The following is a 22,214-nucleotide window of genomic DNA, read 5'->3' as shown; positions in this document are numbered from 1 at the left end:
TCGCCTTGTCGAGGTCGAAGAACTCCGACTCCTGCTGCACGAACGTGCACGCGCCGTCGAGGCCGTAACGCCAGGCGTGGTACTTGCAGATGAACTGGCGGGCCGTGCCGCTGACTTCCTCGCCCGGGTTCTCCTGCCAGACCAGCTTGTTACCGCGATGGCGGCAGATGTTGTGGAACGCGCGGACCCCGCCATCGGCGTCCCGGACGACGATCACCGACGTGCGGGCGGCGTGGATCTCCTTGGTGAAGTAGCTGCCGGTCTTCGGGATCTGCTCGACGCGGCCGACGTTCAGCCAGGTGTGCTGGAAGATCGCCTTGCGCTCGACCTCGTAGTACTCGGGCGAGATCGAGTCCTCGAACGAGACGAAGCCGGTGCCGAGGCTCGGGAAGTGCTCGGTCCAGCTGCCCTCGGCGGGTTTGGGGAAGTGCGCCATCGATCTGCCTCCCGAGTCGGTCGTGGCAGCGGGCCAGCGGCCGAAAATCGTACGGTGCCGTCCGGTTGATTAACCATACGGTCCCGTACGATTTAGGTCAACCGGCCGGACGCGGACGCCGGCGCCGCTGGCTCCCGCCCGGCGCCCGCGGCCCCTGCCCGTCGCACCCGGCCCGTGCTCGTCACACGCGGCCCGTGCCCCGTGGCCGTCGCGCACCGTCGCCCGAAACGGGCGGGACCGTAGGGTTGTCGGGTGGTGTCTGAGGTGGGGAGGGAGCGATCCCGCTCAGGGCGGCCGACGTCGACGCAGGCGGCCCGACTGACCGACCGGATCCGGCGCGCGGCCGTCGACGCGTTCCTGGAGAACGGGTACGACGGCACCAGCATGGAGGCGGTCGCGCAGGCCGCCGGCGTCACCAAGGGCACGCTCTACGCCCGCTACTCCGACAAGCGCGCGCTCTTCATCGCCGTGAGCTCGTGGGCGCTGACGCGGCTGGAACGGGACGAAGGAGCCCTGGAACCGCTGCCGGACGACCTCGCCGCCAGCCTGGAGACGATCGCGCGCGCCATCCTGGCGCGGTCCGTCGACCCGGATCTGGTTCGGCTCAGCCGGATGGCGATCGCCGAGTCCGCCCGGTTCCCCGACTTCGCCGCGAGCTCCCAGGCCATCACCTGGACGCCGAGGATACGAGTGATCATGGATCTGCTGCGCAGGCACGAGCACGCAGGCACGATCGTCGTCCGCGACGTCGAGATCGCCGCCGAGCAGTTCTTCGCCATGGTCGGCGCCATGCCGGCCTGGCTTGCCGCCTACGGAATCCATCGCCGGCCCGAGGTCGAGGAGGCGCACATCCAACACGCCGTCGACCTGTTCCTCAACGGCCTGCGCATCCGCGAGACCCCGGCCCCGCTCTCGCCCTAGGTGTCAGGCTGGCTGGATTTCGGGCTGGCTAGTTCAGGCTGGGCGGGATCCGGGCGAGACCGGGGGAGCTGACCGTGGTGATCGTGGTCAGCAGCGCCAGCTCGCGGCGCAGCATGGCCTGCTCGGCGCGCAGCCGGCTGTGCGCGTCCGGGGCCTCGAGCAGCTCCTGGCGGTGCGCGATGTCCGGCACGACCGCGGCGGCGACCAGGTAGGACAGCGCCACCGGGTCGTCGGGCAGGTCGGGCAGGCGGATCTCCAGCGCCTTCTTCTCGGCCAGCCTGGTGGTGTACTCGCGCAGCAGGGCCTGCACCGACGGCACGAGCGCGCCCGCGGTGTCGCCGGCGGCGTCGGCCAGGTAGGCCACCTCGCCGATCAGGTAGGGCCGGCTCTCGGTGTCGACCGAGTGGATCGTGAACCGGCGCTCGCCCACGGTCATCAGCGAGTACCGGCCGTCCGGGAGCCGCTCGGCCCGGCGCAGCACCGCCGAGCAGCCGACGTCGTAGAGCTCGGGATGCTGCGGGCCGACCTCGCGGCCGTGCCGGATCGCGACGACGCCGAACGCGCGCGGTGCCTGTTCCGGCAGGTCGAGCAGCTCGCCGACCAGCTCCCGGTAGCGGGGCTCGAAGATCTGCAGCGGCAGCAGCAGTCCGGGCAGCAGCACCGTTCCGAGCGGGAACAACGCCAGCCGCTCGGTCGCCGGCTCGCCGCCCAGGTCGCCGGGCGCCTCACCTGGCTCCGTCGATTCGTCCGTCACACTGGTCGCCTCCGTCCCCTTCGTCCTATCGTCCCACCGCGCGGGCCTCGACGCCCCGCCCCCGCCCCTCTCCGTCGGTCTGGCCAGGGCGGGGGTGGCCCGACGGGTCTTATGCCCTGGTTTGGGCACCGTTTACCCGTCGCTCGTCCGATGGTCGCCAGGCCGGCCTGGCCGTGGTCTCCGGGGTTCAGGGCGCGCGGCTACGGGAAGCGGCGGGTCAGCGGCTCACGCTGGTGGGCGGCGCGGGTGAAGAACCGGAGCGGGGCCCGCTTTGGCTCGGGCGTGGACCAGCGGGAGCTCACGACCGGTTCGACGGGCCGGGTGGCGCGCCGCGGCGGCAGGAACGAGGCGTCCGTCCAGGCCACGTTCAGGCTGGCGCACCGTGGGCAGCGCTGGCCCAGCTTCGGCGAGGGCACCGGTATCCCCCGGCGGAAGTACGTCTCGACGACGTCGCCCTCGTATCCGGTCCACCGGACCACCTCATAGGCCTGCCGCCACTCCAGCTGRCAGCGCCGGCACGTGAACAGCACCTCGATCGGTGCTCGCTCTACTTCCATCGCGACCTCCCAGGCTCGCGACCTGCCACGTTCGTGGAGCCGGACGCATCGGGCACCGGCCCCGGACAGGAATGCCCTGGGATATCGCCCGCAACCGGCCAGGGCTAGCTCGACGACGAACCAGCTGGGCCGGGCCGCCGTGGCCGACCAGCCCGGAGCCGCCCGGGGCCAGCCGGGAGAGCCGGGGGAGACCGCGTTGCGGGACCCGAGGGGACGCTGACAKGGTGGGCTGACAGGGTGGACGGAACGCGGTGTCCGACGGGGACGCCGAACCGGCAAGGAGATCATGGCGGACGACGAGGGTGGGTGCCGGATCGGGCTCGCCGAGCACCTGCGTACGCCGGAGCTGGTGTTCGGGATCGTGCGGACCGTCGGCACGGAGACGGCGCCCGTGCTCCAGGAGCTGCACGCCGCGCTCGCGGCCGCGAACTACCAGGTCTTCCGGATCGATCTGGACGCCCTGCTCACGCGGCTGACGCCCGGCCGTGACGACGCCGACCGCGACAGCGCGGACCGTGACAGCGCGGACCGCGACAGCGCCGGCCGTGACGACGCCGGTCTGGCCGGTGCCGCCGGCGTCGCCCCCGGCAAGCTCCGGCTCGCGGGTCCGTCCAAGGCCGTGGCACGGCCGGCGGACGAGCCGACGCGGCGTGAGCTGCTGATGGACGCGGGCGACCAGCTGCGGGCGCGGCTGGGCCGGGCGGACGCGGTCGCGCTCGCCGGGGTGCGGGAGATCCACGAGATCCGGGGTGGCGACGGCATCGACCACACCCGCCCGCGCGCGTTCGTTCTCGACAGCCTGACCCACAAGGCCGAGGTGGAGACGCTGCGCCAGGTCTACGGCCGGCGCGCCTTCTTCATCGCGTGCGACGCGCCGCGCCCGGAGCGGGCCAGGATGCTCGCGCAGCTGTTCGAGCGCAGTGCCGGGCTGGCCGCGACCGACGCCGAGCGGGCCGCGACCCACGCCGTGGACCGCGACTTCGGCCTGGCGACCAGCCTGACCTCGGCACCGGTCGGGCGCGGGCTGCGGCTGTCGTCGTCGGCGGCGCTGGAGCGCTGCGACCTGTTCGTCCGCTGCGACGACCCGACGCAGACCCGCCGGCACGTGCGCCGCCTGGTCGAGTGCATCCACAGCCACCCGTTCCACACGCTGACGATGGACGAGCTGGGCATGGCCGCGGCCTACCGGGGCTCGCTCACCACGGCCGTGCTGGCCCGCCGCGTCGGCACCGCGATCATGGTGGACGAGCAGATCGTCGCGGTCGGCGCGAACGAGGTGCCGAAGGCCGGCGGCGGCTACTACCACACCGAGAGCCAGCCGGACGGGCGCGAGTTCATGGCCGGCCTGGACGCCTCCGACGGCATCCGGGCGCAGATCCTCGCCGACCTGCTGGCCCGGCTGCGCGCAGGCTGGTTCACCCCCGAACTGCGCCAGCGCACCGTCGCGGAGCTCACCGAACTGGCCATCAACGACGAGAACATCCGCGACGCGGACCTGTTCGACGTCATCGAGTACGGCCGGACCACGCACGCCGAGATGGTGGCGATCACCTCCGCCGCCCGCCGCGGGATCGCGATCGAGGGCGGCACCCTCTACAGCACGACGCTGCCCTGCCACGAATGCACCCGCAACATCATCGCCTCCGGCCTGGCCCGGGTCGTCTACCTGGAGCCGTACCACAAGAGCAAGGGCGGCGAGCTGCACCGCGACGCGATCGACCTGTTCCCCGAGCCGACCGCGCGTACCGACCGGGTGTCGTTCGAGCCGTTCTCCGGCTTCTCCCACCACCGCCTGTCGGACCTGTTCTCCTGGGTGCCGCGCAAGGCCGACGACGTGCGGCGCGCCCGCGGCGAGCGGATCCGCCTCGACGGCCGGGCCGTGATCTGGCGTGCCCACGAGGCGGCCCTGCGCCCGAGCATCAGCGACCCGGCGTTCGCCGAGACCGACGGCCTGACCCGCCTGGTCACCGAGATGCGGGTCCTCGCCGCGCTGCCCGGCCCCCGGCCCCGCTCCGCCTGCGCCCCGCTCGCCGACCTGGAGAGCCTTCTCGACACCATCGCCTCCACGCTGGACAACGGCGGGACGCGGGAGCGCCCCGCCGCCGGCCAGCGCTAGGCGATGCGGCTGGCGGGGAACCAGTTGCCGGCGGCGTCGCGGAACATCTGGTGGAGGCGGTCGCCGACGCGGGCCACGACCTCCAGGTGGCCCTGGAAGGTGCTCTGGATCATCGTCACCCCGTCGACCCGCCCCAGGTTCGTCGCGAACGGGCGTGGGCCGCTCCACGGAGTGCCGAAGGCGCTGTTGTTCCGCCAGTAGTGGATCAGGCCGCCGCTCGCGCTCGGGACGACGACCTCGAAGTTGCGCGAGGTCCCGAAGACGCTCTCGATCAACACCGGGTTGCCGGCGACGCCGTCGGCGAAGGCGACCGTGACGTGCCAGGCGGCCGCGGCGGTCTGGTCGCGCCAGATGTGCAGCAGCCGGCTGCCCACCCGGACGACGGCCTCCAGGCTGCCGACGCCGCCGCCCCGGCTGCCCTGGATGAGGCTGACGGCGTCGACGTGGCCGAGCTCGGTCAGCAGTTGGCGCGGGTTGCTCCAGGGGAAGCCGAAGACGTCATGATTGCGCCACATGTGCATGAGGCCGACGCCGGTCGACGGGAAGAGCATCTCGAAGTTGCCCCGGGCGCCGTACCGGCTCTGCACCAGCGAGTGCGTGCCGGCGGCGCCGGTGGCGATCCGGGCGGGCTTCGACCAGGCGAACGAGCTGGTGCTGTCCCGCCACAGGAAGTGCAGGTCGACACCGGCCCGCACGACGGTCTCCAGCGGCCCCGGCGCCTGCAGGGTGCTCTGGACCATCGACACGGCGTCGAGGCGGCCGAGCACCTGGGCGGTCTGGAAGGGGTCCTCCCAGGGGAAGCCCGCCTGGTCGAAGTTCTCCCACCGGTGGGTGAGGCCCGAGAACGACGAGGCGGTGAGCAGCTCGAAGTTGCCGAGCTGTCCCAGACCCTTGGCCTGGATGAGGAGCGGGTTGCCGGCGGCGCCCCGGCCCCAGCCGACGTGTGCCGGGGTGTACCGGCAGAAGTTGAACGTGTTGCCACGCATCAGGCAGTCGACAGGGGCGGCGGCGCAGGCGTCGCAGTTGCCGTTGGGCACACCGAACCGGCCCCAGGCGCCGCCGCAGTCGCAGCCCGACGACGCGTACTCGTCGACCGCGCCGAAGATGTGGCATGACTCGTGGGCGATCACCCGGTCGAGGTTGTCCGGGCCCCAGCCGTCGTTGTCGTACGTCAGCACGAGCCGCGGCCCACCGATGGCCGCGTAGGCGAAGTAGCGCACCGGGTACTTGGTGACGAAGATGACGTAGCCCCAGCGGGTGCCGAGCTGGCCGCGGACGACGTCGGCGTAGTCGTAGACGCCGTCGAAGTTCGCCTGGTAGCCGAGCTTGGCCATCGTCGGGTCGCGCCAGTACGCCTCCAGGTCGTCCTGGGACGGGTCGGCGGCCTGGCTGAGCCGGACGATCTGGATGTCGTAGCTGAAGGTGACGTCGGCGGCCGGGTTGGCGGCGGCGAGCCAGGACAGGCCGTTCTGCGCCTCGGCGACGACCTTCGTCCGCTCGGCCGCGGTGAACTGCAGGTCGGCGGTGGGTCCCTCGACGAGGACCAGGCCGACGGCGACGCTGCCCTCCAGGTAGGAGCTCAGGGGCGCGGCGCCCACGTCGCCCGGGGTGGAGGTGCCGTCGGGGGCGACGGCGGCGACGGTGGAGCGGGACGCGGCCGGTGGGCGGACACGCGCGGCAGCCCCCCGGGGTGGCGCGATGTCGGTGCAGGCGTGCTCCATGTCCCACAGCTGCCCGTCGCGCGGGCGCTCCTGTTTGCCCCGCCGGTAGGCGGCGCTGGCCCGCAGCCGGAACGCCTCGAGGCCGAGGGTCTCGGTCCGGTCCAGCCCGGCGGCGAGGCCCGTCGTCGCGACGACCGACCCGTCGGTCGAGCCGACGGCGGCGCGGTCGTGGTGGTCGTCCGCCACGGCCGCGGCCCGCGGCGTCGACCGCTCCGTGCCCGCCGGCTGCCCACCGGCGACACCGGGAGTGCCGCGGGAGCCGGGAGTGCCGAGGGTGCCGAGGACCTGCACCCGGCCGTAGCGGTGCAGGACGCGCTCCCCGGTGGCGACGGCGGCRGGGCTCGCGGGGCCCTGGCCCGCCGGCTGCGCGAGGGAGCCGGCGGCCGGCGTGGCCAGCTGATCGTCGGACGCCGCGCGCACGCCGGCTCCGCTCGCCCCAGAAGACCCGGTGGCGCCGGGCGCGATCAACACCCGCTCGTCGGCCGGAACATCCCCCGCCATAGTCGATCCTTCGTCCTCTCGTGGATAAGCAGTGGGGAGCAGTAGGGAGCACTGTGGACTGCTGTCGGGATTTGTACCGTGCCGCTCCGGGTCGGACGGGCACTTTCGCCCTACTCGGCAGCTATCGGCTATCGGCAGCCAGGAGACACGCCGCCGCGAGCGGCCAGGTGTGGCAGGTTCTTGCCAATCCGACCCGCCTCGGTCAGCCGGGCGGCAGGCGGTGCGGTGGGCCGCCGCCGGTGGAAGGCCCGGAGTTCATGTCCGGCCAGCCCGGCATCTGCATGGGCATCCCCGGCGAGATCGCTCCGGCCCCGCCCTGGGCGGCGGCCTGCGCACTCATGGCCTCGGAGACCTTGCGCATGATCGCCTCGACCAGGCGCACCGCCTGTCCGGTGGCCAGGTTGAGCACGATCTCGGAGTCACCGGCGACCTGGAAGCGCACCGACACGTCGGCCATGTGGCCGTCTCCCTTCGTCGTGGACGTAATGGGTCCCGGACTGCCCAGCCGATTTGCCATGAAGCCGGGCGAGGCGCGAAGAACGCGAAGAAGCGGACGATGCGCCTCGTTCGGCCCGGACAGTCCGCACCGTCAGTGAACTTACGGCGTTGCGATTTGGCGTATCCGGCCCCCGGTAGGGTCGCGCTGATGAACAACCAAGCGGACACGACGGGTGACGACACGGGCGGCGGCGGCGTGGTCACTCCCAGCCGTGCGCCCGCCGCCGGCGTCGTGACCGTCGCCGACTGCGTGGCCGCGATCGAGGACGCCTACCCGCCGGGGTTCGCCGAGTCGTGGGACGCCGTGGGCCTGTCCGTCGGTGAGCTGGGCGCGCACGTGGGTCACGTCCACTTCGCGGTCGACCCGACCGTCGAGGTGGCCGCCGAGGCGGTGGCGCTCGGCGCGGGTCTGCTCGTCACCCACCACCCCCTGTTCCTGCGCGGCGTGCACGGCGTCGCGGCGACGACCGCCGGCGGGCGGGTCGTCACCACCCTCATCCGCGGCGGGGCGGCACTGTTCACCGCCCACACGAATGCCGATGTGGCCTGTGCCGGCGTCAACGACGCCCTCGCGGCCGCGCTCGGCCTCACCGACGTGCGCCCGCTGGCCGAGGGCCCCGACCACCCGGGGCACGGCCGGCTCGGCGAGCTGCCCGAGGCCGAGCCGCTGTCGGCGTTCTGCGCCCGGGTCGCAGCCGCGCTGCCGACGACCGCCGGCGGCGTGCGGGCCACCGGCGACCCGGACCGGCCGGTGCGCCGGGTAGCGGTCTGCGGCGGCTCCGGGGGCGAGCTCGCCGCCGCGGCGGACGCCGCCGGCGCGGACGCCTTCCTCACCGCCGACGGGCGCCACCACCACGTGCTCGACGCCGTCGCCGCGCACGGCGTCGCGATCGTCGACGTCGCCCACTGGGCCAGCGAGTGGCCGTGGCTCGCCTACGCGGCCGAGCGGCTTGCCGCCGCGTTGTCCGCCACCGGCCGTACCGTGGTCACGTCGGTGTCGACGCTCGTCACCGACCCGTGGCGGCTGCACGTCCCCCAGGGCACCCCACCCCGGACGCCGTAGCCGGCCGCCCGCCCCGCCTTGCCTGTCCCTGCACCTGTCCCTGCCCGACCCGCGAAGCTCGCCGCGAGGAGACCATGAAGGCCGACCCAGCCACCCAGCTCCGGCTCCTCGACCTACAGACCCTCGACTCGGGCCTGGACCGGCTGGCGGCCCGCCGCCGCGACCTGCCCGAGCTCGCCGTCATCGCCGAGCGCACCAAGGTGATCGACTCACTGCGCGCCGACATCGTCCGGGTCGAGACCGAGATCTCCGACCTCGCCCGCACGCAGCGCAAGCTCGACGACGAGATCGACCTGGTGCGCTCCCGCGCCGACCGCGACCGTCGCCGCCTGGACGCCGGCCAGGTCAGCAACGCCCGCGAGCTGGAGAACCTGCAGTCCGAGCTCGCCTCACTCGCCCGCCGGCAGGGGGTGCTGGAGGACGAGGCGCTGGAGAAGATGGAGGCGGCCGAGGAGCTCGACACGCGGCTGGCGAAGCTCGTCGCCGAGCGCGACCGGGTCCAGGCCGAGCTGGACACCTCCGCGGCCCGCCGCGACGAGGCGTTCGCCGAGATCGACGCCCAGGCCGCCGAGACGCGCCAGGAGCGCGAGACGCTCGCCCCGGCGCTGCCGGTGCCGCTGGTGACCCTCTACGAGCGGATCCGGTCGACGTCGAACGGCGTGGGCGCGGCGAAGCTGGTGCGCCGCCGCTGCGAGGGCTGCCACCTGGAGCTCTCCGGCGCGGATCTGCGCATCCTCGCGGACAGCCCGGCCGACGAGGTGCTGCGCTGCGAGGAGTGCCGGCGCATCCTCGTCCGGACCGCGGAGTCGGGGATCTAGTGGCGGTCGCGGTGCCAGGCGCCCGGATCGTCGTCGAGGCCGACGGCGGGTCGCGGGGCAACCCGGGCCCGGCCGGCTACGGCGCGGTGGTCCGCGACGCCGACAGCGGCGCGGTGCTCGCCGAGCGGGCCGGCGCGATCGGCGTCGCGACGAACAACGTCGCCGAGTACCAGGGCCTGATCGCCGGTCTGCGGGCCGCCGCCGAGGTCGCCCCGGACGCCGACGTCGAGGTCCGGATGGACTCGAAGCTCGTCGTCGAGCAGATGAGCGGCCGCTGGAAGATCAAGCACCCGTCGATGCGGCCGCTGGCCGCCGAGGCCGGCGAGCTCGCCGCGGCCCGGTCGGCTCCCGTCCGCTACCGCTGGATCCCCCGGGAGCGCAACAAGGACGCCGACCGGCTCGCGAACGAGGCCATGGACGCGGCCGCCGCCGGCCGCGTCTGGGAGCCCTCCACGCCCCAGTCCCCGGACCCGGCCCCGACGCCCGCGCCGTCGACCCGGCGGCTGTCGGGCTGGGTGGCGCCGCCGGCGCCCCCGACCTGGACCGTGCTGCTGCGCCACGGGCAGACCCCGGTGTCGATCGAGAAGCGTTTCGGCGGGACGGTCGACGCGGCGCTGACCGACGTCGGTCACGCCCAGGCCGCCGCCGCGGCCGCGCGGCTGCGCGGCGAGGCGTTCGACGCGGTGATCTGCTCGCCGCTCAAGCGCGCCCGCCAGACGGCGGAGGCGGCCCACGGCGGGCTCGTCCCCGCGCCGGGGCGCGACGAGGTCGCGTTCGTCGTCGACGAACAGCTGCGGGAGACGGACTTCGGTATTTGGGAGGGACTGACCTTCGCCGAGGCCCGCGAGCGTCACCCCGACGAGCTGTCCGCCTGGCTCGCGGACCCGGCCGTGCCGCCGCCCGGCGGAGAGAGCCTCGCGGCCACGATCGAGCGCGTCGACGCCGCGCTCGCGGCGCATCGCGCCGCCTTCCCCGGCGGGCGGCTGCTCGTCGTCACCCACATGGGGCCGATCAAGTCGGCCGCGTCGCTGGCACTCGCCGCCGGGCCCGCCGTCTTCTACCGGCTGCACCTGGACCTGGCGTCGCTGACGACGATCGCCTGGTATGCCGACGGCCCCGCCGTCCTGCACGCCTTCAACGACGTCAGCCACCTCGCCGACGGGTCCCTGGCCGGAGAGTAAGGGGTCTCCCCGCTACGCTGGGACGGCCGAGCCCGGTGCGTCGGGGGGCTCGTGGCCGGGGGCGTCCCAGGGGAGACCCTCGCCGTGGCGATGGCGCTTGCGACGGTAGACGCGATCCTCGACGCGCAGCAGCCACGCGTCGACGAAGAGCCGTTCGGCCGGGCGCAGCGTCGCCAGGACTGCCGGCGGCGGGGCCTCCGTGTAGACGCCGACGATGTAGGGCTGCTCGGCGATCCGGCCGGCGGCCCGGGGCGGCAGCGGGACCAGCGCCAGCCGCGGTGGGTAGTCCAGCGTCACCGGCACGAGCTGGCGCAGCGCCTCGAGCGCCGTCAGCGGCCGGGTGGGCGGCGGTGGGGTCGCGGTGCCCGGCGTCGAGCGCCGGGGCGGCGCGGGGGCGGCGGGGCCGTCGATGCCCGGGCCGAGGACGACCAGCAGCTCCACCGGCACGTCCCAACTGGGCCGGTCCCGTGCACCCTCAGTGGTCTGCCCGGTCACCAGAGGCCACCTCCCGCCGCAACGGTAGCGCGCCGCCCCCTCGTCCCGGAACTGGCCAATCCCGGACAGCCGGTGACCGAACCGGTTCGAGGGCGACGGCACCCGCCGGCGGGTTGGTCAGCTGAGCAGGGCGGGCGCCAGCCGGCGCCATTCCTCGCGGGGGAGGGAGCTGTCGGCGGTGAGGACCTGGACGCAGACGTGGTCGGCGCCGGCGGCGCGGTGCTCCGCCACCCGCCGCGCGATGGCGGCTTCGTCCCCGATGACGACCGTGGCGTCCACGAGGCGGTCGGTGATGGAGAACAGGTCTTCGTTGGTGAACCCGAGCCTGCGCAGGTTGTTCGCGTAGTTCGGAAGCTGCAGGTAGCCGGCCAGGAACTGGCGGGCGATCCCCAGGCCGACGACCCGGTCGTCGGTCAGGACGACGGTCTGCTCCGGCGCCAGCAGCGGCCCGGTCCCCAGCGCCTCGCGCGCGATCGCGGTGTGCTCCGGGCTGACCAGGTATGGGTGCGCGCCGCCGGCCCGGGTGCGGGCGAGCTCGAGCATCTTCGGGCCGAGGGCGGCGAGCACCCGGTCGGCCACCGGCACCGGCGGCGTGGCGGCGTCGAGGCCGTCGAGGAAGCTCGTCATCGCCCGCAGTGGCGCCCGGTAGCGGCCGGGCTCCTTGATCTGGTCGATGAGCGGCGCGTGGCTCACTCCGATCCCGAGCAGCAGCCGGCCGCCGAACTTGTCGGTGAGCGCCGCCCGCGAGGCGGCGACGTCGGCGGGTTCGTGCATCCAGAGATTGAGGATCCCGGTGGCGATGGTGGTGCGGTGCGTCGCCGCGAGCAGGTTCTCCAGCGCGTCGAACACCGGCCCGCCGGTGTCCGGGATCCAGATCGCCCGGTAGCCGAGCTCGTCGAGCTCGGCCGCGGCCTCGGCGGCCGGGCCGGGGGCGCCGTAGCGCAGCTGGGCATTCCAGATGCCGACTCCACCAAGATCCATCGTGGCCGCGCCTCCTCGGGTGTGGTCAGGGCGAGATACCCGACCGGTCGCGTTGACCGTATAGAGCGGGCCGTGAGCCTGCCCACACGTCGTCCCCGGGTGACATCGGCGGATGTCACCGAGGGATGACGTGGTTTGCTGAGATGTCGGGCGGCACTGCCGCCCGCCCGGGGCATGACGCGCCCCGCGGCGGCGCGGGGGCGAAAAAGGGGTGGCTGTGAGCGTCCAGGAGCAAGGAAGGCGGCCTTCGGCGAACACGTGCACCTTCGGCGTGGCCGGGCTGCGGCTCGCGGGGGACCGGTGGGAGCCGCCGGCGGGCACCAGCCGCGGGGTCGTGCTGCTGCTGCACGGCGGCGGGCAGACCCGGCACTCGTGGCGGCGCACCGGCGAGCGGATGGCCGAGCTCGGCTGGACCGCCATCGCGCTGGACGCCCGCGGCCACGGCGACAGCGACTGGGACCCGGCGCAGGACTACAGCCACGTCGCCATGGCCGACGACCTCGGTGAGATCGTCCGCCAGCTCGGCGAGCCGCCGGTGCTGGTCGGCGCTTCGATGGGCGGGATCACCGCGCTGGTCGCGCAGGCGCGCGACCCGGAGCTCGGCCGGGCGCTGGTCCTCGTCGACATCACCCCGCGCATCGAGCCGGCGGGCATCAAGCACATCTTCGAGTTCATGACGTCGGCGCCGAACGGGTTCGCGAGCCTGGAGGAGGCCGCCGAGGCGATCGCCGCGTACAACCCGAACCGCAAGCGGCCGCCGAGCCAGGAGGGCCTGAAGAAGAACCTGCGGCTGCGTGACGGCCGCTGGCACTGGCACTGGGACCCGGCCTTCATGAAGATCCGTGAGGAGGCTCGCCGCGAGCTCGGCCACGACGTCCTCGACGCGGGCGACCCCGGCGACTCGGGCGCTTCTGGCGCTTCGAGCGCCGCTGGGGGCGCCGAGGCGACCTCGCAGGACTTCCTCGCCGAGGCGGAGCGGGCGATCCAGAGCGACCGGCTGCGCGACGCGGCCCGCTCGATCCGGGTCCCGGTCCTGCTGGTGCGCGGCAAGCAGTCGGACATCGTCAGCGAGGAGGGCGTCGCCGAGCTGCTCACGCTCATCCCGCACGCCGAGTACGTCGACGTCACCGGCGCCGGCCACATGGTCGCGGGCGACGACAACGACGTCTTCGCCGGCCGCCTCGGCGCCTTCCTCGACCGCCTGCCCGCGCTGCCGCAGCGCTGACCGGCCGTGGCGGCTGCCCGACCGCGGCTCCTGGTGGGGACGCTGGTCTACACCGGCCTGGTCGTCTCGCTGATCGGGACGCTGGGCACACCGCTCATCCCGCTGATCGTGCACGAGCACCACGTCTCGTTCGTCGCCGCGCAGTGGATCCTCACCGTCACCCTGCTCGTCGGCGCGGTCGCGGGCCCGACGCTCGGCCGGCTCGGTGACGGGCCGCGCCGCAAGGGCGTCCTGATGGGCGGCCTCGGCTCGGTGCTCGCCGGGGCGGTCGTCGCGGCGACGGCGTGGAACTTCCCGCAGCTGGTCGTCGGCCGGGCGCTGATGGGATTCGGCCTGGGCCTCATGCCGCTGACGTTCGCGACGGCGCGCGAATTCCTGCCGAAGGCGAGCGGCGTGCGGGTGGTCGCCGTGCTGTCGGTGAGCGTCGCCAGCGGCACGGGCCTGGGCTACCCGCTCACGGGGGCGATCGCCGACCGGGTCGACTACCGCTACGCGTTCTGGTTCGCCGCCCTGCTGACCGCCGCCGCGATCACCCTGATCGCCGTCGCGGTGCCGCGCGCCGGCGCCGCCACCCGGCTGTCCGCGCCGGGCGACGAGCGGCCCCGGCCGTTCGACGTCCCCGGCGCGGCACTGATCGGGCTGGCGCTCGGCGCGGTGCTGCTGGGGTTCAGCCAGGCACCGCGCTGGGGCTGGGGGTCGGCGCCGGTGCTGGGCCTGTTCGCCGGCGGGGTGGTGCTCGCGGCTGGCTGGCTGGCCGTCGAGCGGACCAGCCGCGCGCCGCTCGTCGACCTGCGTTACCTGCGCCCACTGCCGGTGATGGTCAGCAACGGCGCCGCCGTGTTCATGGGCTTCGGGATGTTCGGCGCGGTGTCGCTGGTGATCCGGCTGGTCGAGACGCCGCTGTCCGCCGGGTACGGCTTCGGCGGTGGGGTCCTGCTGGCCGGCCTGATGATCATGCCGGTGTCGGTGGGGACGCTGATCGCGACCAGGGCGGCGCGGGTCGTCGAACGCCGCTTCGGCACTGCCGCCGTGCTGGTGCTCGGCGGCCTGGTGGTCGCGGCCGCGAGCCTGGGGTTGGCCGGCTGGCGTGGGCACCTCGCCGAGGTCGCGGTCGCCACGGGCCTGCTCGGCGTCGGCATCGGTACCGCCTTCGCCGCCATGCCGACGCTTATCATCACGCACGTGCCGCTGGCCGAGACCGGCAGCGCCACCAGCGTCAACCAGGCCATGCGGGTGGTGGGAGGCTCGATGGGCAGCGCGCTGGCCGCCTCGTTGCTGGCCGGCTTCACGCCGGCCGGTGCCCTGCTGCCCCGCGACGCGGGCTACACGGCGGCGTTCCTCATGCTCGGCCTGGTCAGCCTGCTCGGCGCCCTGCTCGGGCTGGTGCTGCGCGCCGGCGGTCTGCAGCGCAGCGGGGTTGCTCCGGTGCTCGCCGCCGGGGGCGGGGCGGGGACGGCCCCGTRACTCCCGGCGGCCCCGTCGTGGGCCACTCGGACCGGGCGGACCGCATGGACCGCGCGGAGCACGTGGACCGCGCCGAGCGGGCGGCCAGGGGCGGTGGCGAGGCCGCGGCGACGGGGACGATCCGGCGGCGGGATGCCCGGCGAAGCCGGGAGCGGCTGCTCGCCGCCGCCGCGGAGCTGTTCGCCGAGCGCGGCTACGCCGGCACCTCGCTGCGGGCCGTCGCCGAGCGGGCCGGCCTCGACGCGGCGCTGGTCGCGCGCTACTACGGCGGAAAGGACGGCCTCTACCGCGCCGTCCTCGCCGCCGACCCGGTCCTCGCCRCCGACCCGGTCGCCGCCGCCGACCCGGTCGTCGACGAGAACGACAACGAGGACGACGCCGAGGCCCGCCGGCGGGCGGCCGACGAGCTGGCCGGGCTGCTCGCCCGGATGGTGGAGCGGTGGGCGGGGGGTCCGGCGACCACGGCGGGCCAGAACGTGTTCCGCTGCGACCTGGACGACGCGGCCAGGGCCGCGACCGCCCAGCGGGTGCGGGAGCGGGTGCTCCCCCTGCTGCGTGCCGCCGCCGAGCCGCCGGGCGGCCCCGGCAGCGAGCTGCGCGCCGAGCTCGCCACCGTCGTTCTGCTCGGGATCGGCGTCGCGCGGACCGCCGGCACGCTGCCCGCGCTGGCCGCCGCCGATCCCGAGGAGCTCGGCGGGTACGCCCAGGCCCTGCTCGACACGGTCCTCGGCCGCCGCTGACGGTCATCCCGTCCCGTCAGCCTGCACGCGCGCCGGACACGCCCGCACAGGTTCGAGGGTGACACTTCCCGCGGTTCCGCAGGCGATCGGCTCCAGTCCTTCGGGCCGGTGGCGGCGGGCGGTAGGTCGTCGGGGCCGGTGGCATGGAACGTGCCGGCTGTCTACGGGGCGTGTCCACCGGTGGCCGTGTCCGTGTGGGCCGAGCTGCCGGCTGATCTCAGCCCAAAGGCCGGGTTCGGCCCGTCCGGTACCAGTCCACCCGGCGTAAGGCCGCCGATCAGGAGGACCGCGAGGGCGGCGGTGACCGCCCACTGTTCGCGTGTGGTGAGGTCGGGCTCGCCGATGTGATCGCGTCGTCCGGTGAATCCGGTGAAGAACCAGCGTACGACCGTCGCCCCGTTGGCCGCTGTCGCGACGGCGAGCGCCACCATCAGCAGCGAGGACGATTCCCGGGTTCCTTCGATCAGGAGGTCCTCGCCGACGAATCCCAGGGTGGCCGGGAATCCGACGACGGCGAGCCCGAGTAGCAGGAAGGCGACGGCGAGTTTCGGGGTGCGGGCGAAACTGCCACCGGCTCCGGTGAGGGTGATGGGCCCCCGGCGTGCCTCGGTGGCCGACAGCACCATCAGGGCGCCGGCCATCCCAATGGCGTAGGCCTGCCAGGCCAGTACCGCCCCGGCCACGGTCGTCGGTGACGCATTCGCGATGCCGCACGCGACGATTCCGGACACGCTGACCGTGACGGCGCTCAGCCCGCGCCGGGCGTCGGGCTGGACGAGCCCGAGCAGGGCGCTGAGCAGGGCGGACACCGCTGCGATCACGAGGAGTCCGGTCCCGGTCGCCGGCATGCTGTCGGCGAGGAGCAGCATCGGCGCGGTCGGACCCGTGAGGAACACGACGACCAGACCCATCGGCGCTGATTCCACCAGCCCGGAGACCCACAGGTGCAGTGGCAGCAGGCCCAGTCGGGCCGTGGCGGCGGCGATGATCGCCGCGGTGCCGATCGTGCCCGCCCGTCCCGACCCGTCGCCGATGGCCAGGACGGTCACGCCGAGGGCGGCCAGCGTGACACCGAACGCCTGGTGCAGGGCGAACAGCCGGGCCGGTCCTCGCGAACCGAGGCGATGGCGCAGGTCACGCCACATCGCGGCGGACGCCAGCGCCCACAATGCCACGATCACGGCCGGTTCGCCGGTCGCGGTGGCCGCCAGCCCGGTGGCGAGCACCATCAGGACGTGGATGAACGTGCGCGGGGTGTGCGTGCGTACCGGCGCCAGCGCGACCGCGACCAGGCCGGCCAGCCCCGTGGCCACCGGTGTCCAACGGGCCCATCCCGTCGTCAGGGTGGTCAACGTGCCCCAGCCGACGCCGGCGAGCGCGTCGTCGACGAGTCCGGCCAGCGGGACGCAGATGACGATCGCCGCGAGCGCGGTGCCTGCCCAGCCTGTCGCCGCCGCCCGTGCCCGCCGGGCGTCGAGGCGTCGGTGGGCCAGATCGCCCGCGCCGAGCAGGAGCAGGACGGCGGCCAGCAGCGGGCCGAGCGACACCGTCATCATTGCCCCCTGGGAGCGACGCCGTCCGCTGGCGCATCCCGGCCGGCCCCTTCGCGGACCGGCGCACTCCTGCTGACCGGGCCGCCGGCCGCCGTGCCACGCGCCGCCGTTGCACCAGGGACGGTGATGGTGCGGTTGCCGAGGGTCAGGCTGAGGGTGGCCACGCCGGGGGTCGTGCCACCGCGCGCACCGCCGATTCGGTCGGCCGCGCGCCGCTGGCCCTCGTCGACGGCCCGCAGCAGCCGCGCGATCGGGGCGCACAGGCGGCGCAGCCAGACGTCCAGATAGCCGCGTTCGAGCGCGTACCGGTACAGCCGTGGCTGCCAGCGGGCCGGGACGAGCCGTTCGAGATGCCGGCCGGCGTGCGGCAGCGTCCGCCCCATCGCCTGTTCGAGATGGTGCCGGTCGTGCAGCAGGCTCGGTGAGCGCAGGATCTGCGCGCTGCGCACCGCCGCATGTCCCAGGATGTGCGGGATGGCCAGCAGGTACAGGCCCAGACCGATCTCGGCGACGATCAGCCCGACCTGCGTCATGGAGGCGTAGGCCAGGGCGCTTTTGATGTCTGACTGCACGCGGCCGACCACGGTGGCGTGCAGGGCCGTCGCGAGACCGAGCAGGACGACGACCACCCGGGCCGCGGGCGCGCCGTCGAGCAGGGCGTGGGTGCGTAGCAGCAGGTACGGTCCGAGGTGCACCGAGATCGCGCCGTAGAAGATCGCGCTGGACGGGGTGGGGCCCTCCATCGCCCGAGGCAGCCAGCCACTCGCCGGCACCAGTGCCGACTTGCCGACCACGGCCAGCACCAGGAGCAGCGCCACGATCGTCGCGCTTACCGCGGAGGCCGGCACGGGGACCTGCGCCCAGTCCGTCCAGCCGGCCTGGCCCGGCCAGCCGGTCGCCGGCGCGGGCGGGCTGGCCAGGTCCACCGATCCGGCCGTGCCGGCCAGCAGCGCGGTCCCGGCCAGCAGCCCGACGTCGCAGGCCCGGTAGGTCAGGAACGCGCGCAGCCCGTGCCGCACCGGTCCACGCCGTTCGTGGAAGAAGGCGATCAGCAGGGCTGAGGACATCCCGACCAGCTCCCAGCCGACGAACACGACGGCCAGACTGCCGGCGAGCACGACCAGTTCGACGCCGGTGCCGAACAGCGTGAGCAGCAGGTAGAAGCGGAAGAACCCGGGCTCCCGGTGCAGGTACCGGCTCGACAACGCGCCGATCAGCCCGATCAGCGTCGCCGCGGACAGCGCAAACGGGACGGACAGCCGATCGGCCACCAGGTGCCAGCGCCAGGCATGGCCGGGAGCGGCGAACCAGGTTCCGACCTGAACGTCGATCAGGTCGCGCCCGGTCAGCAGGAGATCGACACCGAGAKCGGCCGTCGCGAGGACGACGGCACCGAACACGATGGCCACGACCGTCACCGCGGCCCGTTCCGACCGGCGGTGACCAAACCACAGGGCGACGGCCTGTACGGCGACCCCGGCGGCCGGCAGCACGACCGCGGCCAACAGCAACGCGGTCATCACCCCGCCATGCGCGCCCCCGGACAGGTTGGTCGTGAGGGCGTGCCTCATCCCGCGGGGCGGGGGTTGACCGGCGGTGTGCCGAGAACCGCGGCGCATCCGAGATGTTCACGACGGCCGGCGTAGAACTCCGCCGAACGGGTCACCACCGGCAACGTGAGATCGTCCGGGTGGTGCCGGCGGAACGTGCCGTCGACATACAGATGGATGTCGGGTCCCCGCGGATCCCAGGCGGCGAGCTGAATCCACCCTCCCGAGGCGAGCCGATCGAGTCCCGGATTGTCGCGCAGCAGGCGGGAGAGGAGTTCTGGCTCGGCCTCGGCGATCACCAGCAGGCGCATCGGCTCGTGGATCTCGACCATCTGCCAGGGCAACCCGGTGCGTAGGTCGGAGGCATGCCCGTCCATGACGCCGACCAGCGCGGTGATGTTGTGCGGCAGCTTCGTGCCGCTGCCGTAACCCACCGGATCGACGAAACTGAAGTAGTACTCCAGGTTGATCCCCGCGCCGACCGGGCCGGCCGACAGCAGCAACCGGGTGAGCACCTCGCCGTCCGGGTCCGTCCTCGGATCGTAGGAGACGAGGAAGGCGCGGCGGTCCAGATACAACCCGCGGGTGCGGGATCGCCGTCCGATCACACAGACGGCGTTCGTGGCGTGCCCGTACTCCGGCCGTGGCTGGCCGATGTCCCGGGCGTGCTCCTGGACATGGGCCAACGCCTGTTCGGCGTCGAGGTCGATGGGCGCGGACTCGAATCGCCGGCACCGTTCCTGCGCGTCCAACCGGCGGGCCGCGTCCATGGCCGCCTGGACCCGGTCCAGCGCGGGGCGGAACCGGCCTGGCACGAGATCGGTGTCGAGGTAGTCGATCGACTCGTCGCACGTGTTGTGGTAGGCGCCGATGAACCAGATGCTCGGATCCAGGCGGATGCCCCGCTCGGCGAGACTGTCGCGAACTCGGGGGTGGTTCGCCATCGCGGCGAACACCCGGGCGTTCGGTCCACCCTGGCCGCCACCGGTGGCACCGCAGTCGTGGGCCGCTTCGTGCGGATTGTTCAGGCTGGACGATCCGTGACCGACGATCAGAACGAGCTGCTCCGCTGTGACGGTTGTCGTGGCGGTGCCGGTCAGGCCGATGTTGGTCAGCATCGCGTCGACGATGTCGGTCATCTCCGCGACCGTGTAACCCAACCGCAGCGGCGCCGACCCGACCCCGGGCACCAGCGCACCGGATGCCGTGCCCGGTGTCGCGGGCATCGTCGCCGAGGTCGGGTCGTCCTCGAGATGCTCGATGTCGTCCGGGCATTCGAGGACGAGTCTGGTGCGCGGTCGCGGCGCCACCCGGTGGTGGACGTGACGTGCCCAGTGTTCGGCCGTCCGTGGAAACAGGCACCGGCCGACGAGCGGCACGGCCGATGCCAGGCCGGCGACCGCGGTCAGGGCCGCACCGCGGCCGAGGGTTCCGCGGGCCGTCGACATGGCGTGGCCGACGTGTCCATAGCGGCGCATGGCAAGGCGGTAGGCCGCGTGCTCGGTCTCGTCGACGGCCCGCTCCACGACGAGATGTCGAGGGGTCGTCGTGACTGGGCACAGCGCACGCGGCCGGACGTCGTCCAGGCCCTGGTAGGCCATGGTCACGCCGAAGAATCCGGCGGCACCGTAGGTGCGCACCGCCGGGCAGTGCTCCTCGAGATGCCGACGCAGTGATTCCTCCCGCTCGTCCATACAGAAGACCGCGTGGAAGTCCGTGGGCGGGGCTTCAGGATCGGTGGCCGGAGCGGAATTCCGGCCGTGCGCGCACAGCGCATCCAGGACGATCATCCGGTACCGGCGTTCATATGCCTGGTGCAGGAGCCAGCGTCGGCGCCGCTCGTCGAAATCAGCGACCGCCCGCAGCCAGGCGCTGGCCCACCGGTCCTCGGTGAGCAGACCGAGATCGACGTCCACCAGCTGGGCCAGCACGAACGCCTCGTACACCAACGCCGTGTCGATGGCGTGGTCTGACGGTGCGGGCGAGTCGAGCGACGCGGACGATGGGACCGGGCCGAGGGGGCCGAGATCGGCCGGCTCCGCCCCGGGGCCGACGCGTTCGGTCAGCACGTACCGGGTGGCGAACACCTTGAGCAGGAGTTGCACGGCGAGGAAGTCGACGAGCCGTGCGGGGGACGGCTGCACCGGAACCCGGTCGGGCCGAATCTCGAACTGGCGCACCATGCCCGCCCAGCCGCGCAGCGACAGCAGGTTCGCCCGGATCGTCGCCGGCCAGACCGACTCGGGTAGCTGCAACGCACGAAGCGCCCACAACACGGTCCGTGTCGCCGTCCATCCCTGCGCCGCCTGCTCGCGAAGAACTACATCGAGYCCACGCCAGACCGGGTCCGGCCGACCGCCGGGCAGGCTGAACAGCCGCCGGAAAACGCCCAGCAGACCGTCCTCGCGCTGCGGCATCTGCCAGTACGCGATACCTTGATCAAGAAAAGCGGAGCACAACCGAATCAGCACCGGATGCACGAACTCATCCGTGTCCACACCCAGCAGGCGCAGAATCTGGTCGCGGCGCCGAACCGGCGCGGCAACGGCGGGTGCTGGCGGGCGCTGGCGTTCCAGGGTCTCCCATACCTCGGCCAGGAGCCGAGCCTTGGGCATCGGCTGACCGGGCAGGGCCTGACCGTGTCCTGTCCACCTGGGGCGTCCCCATCGCCCGGCGGTCCGGGCAGCGCCTCGCCGGGACGCGCTCCGCGCTGCTTCGTGGCGGCCCGGGCTGTTGTGGCGCGGTCCACGACTGCCCGTCGCGGGGCGGCGGACCTGGGCCTGACGCTGACCATCCGGACGGCCGGACGCAGGGGAGCCGGCGGTGTCGGGGAATCCGGGGGTGTCCTGGCCACCGCCGCCGCGCGCCTCAAAGATCCGTCCGGCCTGGCGCCGGAGCGCGGCCCGGCGGGCGTCGTCCACCAAGGGGTGGCAGCGATGACGGGCGTCGTCGTCCTCCAGCAGCCAGCGCAGCCCGGCGCCGTGCGGGATCTCAAACAGGGTGGTGAGACGCCGACGCCGAAACTCGGCCAGAGTCGGYCCGCCGGGTACCACCTCGACGTCGCCGTCAACCTCGTCATGGGGGGCAAGTACGGCGCGTACGTCGTCCTCACGGATCCGGCCGCTGCGCAGGTGCTCGGAGAACGCCCGCTCGGTCTGGAAGGGCTGCGTGCCCAACAACTCGGAGGCGTGCACGACGCCGTCCTGGAAGGGGAGATCCTCGAATGCGTGCAGCGTGTTGTGATGCACGAAGAAGCTCAGCGGTGCTTGCTCGGGCAGAAGATGCGCGACGTCGTCCAGGATGCTGGCGACCAGGGACTCCGGATCGGTCTGCGATTCGGCCTCCGGCTGGGCGGGGATTGGTACTGCCGGACCGGCTGCGGTCGCCGGCGTCGCTGTTGTCTCCGTCGTCGTCTCCGTTCCTGCCACAGCCTGACTTTGGGCGCGACGAGCGCGCCCAAACGCGAAGCACTCGCCGGGCGCCGACGAATCGTCCGCAACGGTGGCCGCACCGACTCTTGCTCCTCCGTCGAGAGTAGTCGGCGCTGACCCGCGACTGGCGGTGGCGGCCACGGCGACGCGCGCGGAAGCGGGGTCGTCCGCACCATGAACCCCTCGACCATCGTTTCTGACGGTCCATC

At 73.5% G+C, this 22,214-nt stretch carries 18 protein-coding genes; 8 read left to right on the top strand and 10 right to left on the bottom strand.

The window, feature by feature from the left end; translation table 11 throughout:
• The coding region (locus BCD49_RS04325; RefSeq protein ID WP_131803366.1) for an aromatic ring-hydroxylating oxygenase subunit alpha at positions 1-436 on the bottom strand (436 nt) is incomplete at its 3' end.
• Positions 437-700: 264 nt separating this feature from the next.
• On the opposite strand from BCD49_RS04325, the gene BCD49_RS04320 reads away from it, so the two are divergent.
• On the top strand, positions 701-1,357 hold the full coding sequence (locus BCD49_RS04320; RefSeq protein WP_007509464.1) for a TetR/AcrR family transcriptional regulator: 657 nt from the start codon (positions 701-703) through the stop codon (positions 1,355-1,357).
• A gap of 28 nt (positions 1,358-1,385) precedes the next feature.
• On the opposite strand, the gene BCD49_RS04315 is transcribed toward BCD49_RS04320, so the two are convergent.
• Both BCD49_RS04315 and BCD49_RS04310 read right to left on the bottom strand, forming a co-directional pair.
• Entirely contained in the window at positions 1,386-2,111 is a 726-nt protein-coding gene (locus BCD49_RS04315; protein WP_007509466.1) for an LON peptidase substrate-binding domain-containing protein, read from the bottom strand.
• A 200-nt stretch (positions 2,112-2,311) separates the two neighbouring features.
• Complete coding sequence (locus BCD49_RS04310; protein WP_007509468.1) at positions 2,312-2,668, bottom strand: hypothetical protein; 357 nt, start codon at positions 2,666-2,668, stop codon at positions 2,312-2,314.
• 286 nt (positions 2,669-2,954) lie between these two features.
• Between BCD49_RS04310 and BCD49_RS04305 the strand changes: the two genes are divergently transcribed.
• Positions 2,955-4,784, top strand: a complete 1,830-nt coding sequence (locus BCD49_RS04305; protein WP_007509470.1) for a deaminase — start codon at positions 2,955-2,957, stop codon at positions 4,782-4,784.
• Here BCD49_RS04305 and BCD49_RS04300 read toward each other — a convergent pair.
• Both BCD49_RS04300 and BCD49_RS04295 read right to left on the bottom strand, forming a co-directional pair.
• Positions 4,781-7,006: a hypothetical protein gene (locus BCD49_RS04300; RefSeq protein WP_007509472.1), complete on the bottom strand. Its 2,226-nt coding sequence runs from the start codon at positions 7,004-7,006 to the stop codon at positions 4,781-4,783. The genes BCD49_RS04305 and BCD49_RS04300 overlap by 4 nt on opposite strands.
• Before the next feature lie 202 nt (positions 7,007-7,208).
• Complete coding sequence (locus BCD49_RS04295; protein ID WP_007509474.1) at positions 7,209-7,463, bottom strand: hypothetical protein; 255 nt, start codon at positions 7,461-7,463, stop codon at positions 7,209-7,211.
• Between the two features lie 189 nt (positions 7,464-7,652).
• On the opposite strand from BCD49_RS04295, the gene BCD49_RS04290 reads away from it, so the two are divergent.
• The 3 genes from BCD49_RS04290 (at position 7,653) to BCD49_RS04280 (ending at position 10,566) form a co-directional block, all read left to right on the top strand.
• Positions 7,653-8,567 carry a Nif3-like dinuclear metal center hexameric protein gene (locus BCD49_RS04290; protein WP_007509475.1) on the top strand — a complete coding sequence of 305 codons (915 nt, stop codon included), beginning with the start codon at positions 7,653-7,655 and terminating at the stop codon, positions 8,565-8,567.
• Positions 8,568-8,641: 74 nt separating this feature from the next.
• Positions 8,642-9,385 carry a zinc ribbon domain-containing protein gene (locus BCD49_RS04285; RefSeq protein ID WP_007509477.1) on the top strand — a complete coding sequence of 248 codons (744 nt, stop codon included), beginning with the start codon at positions 8,642-8,644 and terminating at the stop codon, positions 9,383-9,385.
• Between the two features lie 11 nt (positions 9,386-9,396).
• A complete protein-coding gene (locus BCD49_RS04280; RefSeq protein WP_007509479.1) occupies positions 9,397-10,566 on the top strand; it encodes a bifunctional RNase H/acid phosphatase in 1,170 nt (389 codons plus the stop codon).
• Between the two features lie 12 nt (positions 10,567-10,578).
• Here BCD49_RS04280 and BCD49_RS04275 read toward each other — a convergent pair whose 3' ends face one another.
• Complete coding sequence (locus BCD49_RS04275) at positions 10,579-11,061, bottom strand: hypothetical protein (RefSeq protein WP_007509481.1); 483 nt, start codon at positions 11,059-11,061, stop codon at positions 10,579-10,581.
• Positions 11,062-11,178: 117 nt separating this feature from the next.
• Positions 11,179-12,042 carry an LLM class F420-dependent oxidoreductase gene (locus BCD49_RS04270; protein WP_007509482.1) on the bottom strand — a complete coding sequence of 288 codons (864 nt, stop codon included), beginning with the start codon at positions 12,040-12,042 and terminating at the stop codon, positions 11,179-11,181.
• 217 nt (positions 12,043-12,259) lie between these two features.
• Between BCD49_RS04270 and BCD49_RS04265 the strand changes: the two genes are divergently transcribed.
• Genes BCD49_RS04265 through BCD49_RS04255 form a run of 3 tightly spaced genes read left to right on the top strand, consistent with a single transcriptional unit; the run spans position 12,260 to position 15,471 of the window.
• Positions 12,260-13,267, top strand: coding sequence for an alpha/beta fold hydrolase (locus BCD49_RS04265; RefSeq protein WP_198536041.1), 1,008 nt, complete (start codon positions 12,260-12,262; stop codon positions 13,265-13,267).
• A gap of 6 nt (positions 13,268-13,273) precedes the next feature.
• Positions 13,274-14,731: an MFS transporter gene (locus BCD49_RS04260; RefSeq protein WP_106410274.1), complete on the top strand. Its 1,458-nt coding sequence runs from the start codon at positions 13,274-13,276 to the stop codon at positions 14,729-14,731.
• Positions 14,732-14,775: 44 nt separating this feature from the next.
• Positions 14,776-15,471, top strand: a complete 696-nt coding sequence (locus BCD49_RS04255; RefSeq protein WP_083401243.1) for a TetR family transcriptional regulator — start codon at positions 14,776-14,778, stop codon at positions 15,469-15,471.
• Positions 15,472-15,632: 161 nt separating this feature from the next.
• Here BCD49_RS04255 and BCD49_RS04250 read toward each other — a convergent pair whose 3' ends face one another.
• From BCD49_RS04250 to BCD49_RS04240, 3 genes are read right to left on the bottom strand one after another with little or no spacing between them, the layout of a single operon-like run.
• Positions 15,633-17,024, bottom strand: a complete 1,392-nt coding sequence (locus tag BCD49_RS04250) for a proton-conducting transporter transmembrane domain-containing protein (protein ID WP_007509489.1) — start codon at positions 17,022-17,024, stop codon at positions 15,633-15,635.
• On the bottom strand, positions 17,024-18,544 hold the full coding sequence (locus tag BCD49_RS04245) for a proton-conducting transporter transmembrane domain-containing protein (RefSeq protein WP_241832251.1): 1,521 nt from the start codon (positions 18,542-18,544) through the stop codon (positions 17,024-17,026). The genes BCD49_RS04250 and BCD49_RS04245 overlap by 1 nt, the downstream gene beginning before the upstream one ends.
• A gap of 47 nt (positions 18,545-18,591) precedes the next feature.
• Positions 18,592-22,002 carry a DUF2309 domain-containing protein gene (locus BCD49_RS04240; RefSeq protein WP_007509492.1) on the bottom strand — a complete coding sequence of 1,137 codons (3,411 nt, stop codon included), beginning with the start codon at positions 22,000-22,002 and terminating at the stop codon, positions 18,592-18,594.
• Positions 22,003-22,214 lie beyond the last annotated feature (212 nt).

The sequence above is a fragment of the Pseudofrankia sp. EUN1h genome (assembly GCF_001854645.1).
GTDB lineage: Bacteria > Actinomycetota > Actinomycetes > Frankiales > Frankiaceae > Pseudofrankia > Pseudofrankia saprophytica.
This window is presented reverse-complemented; position numbering and strand designations above follow the sequence as displayed.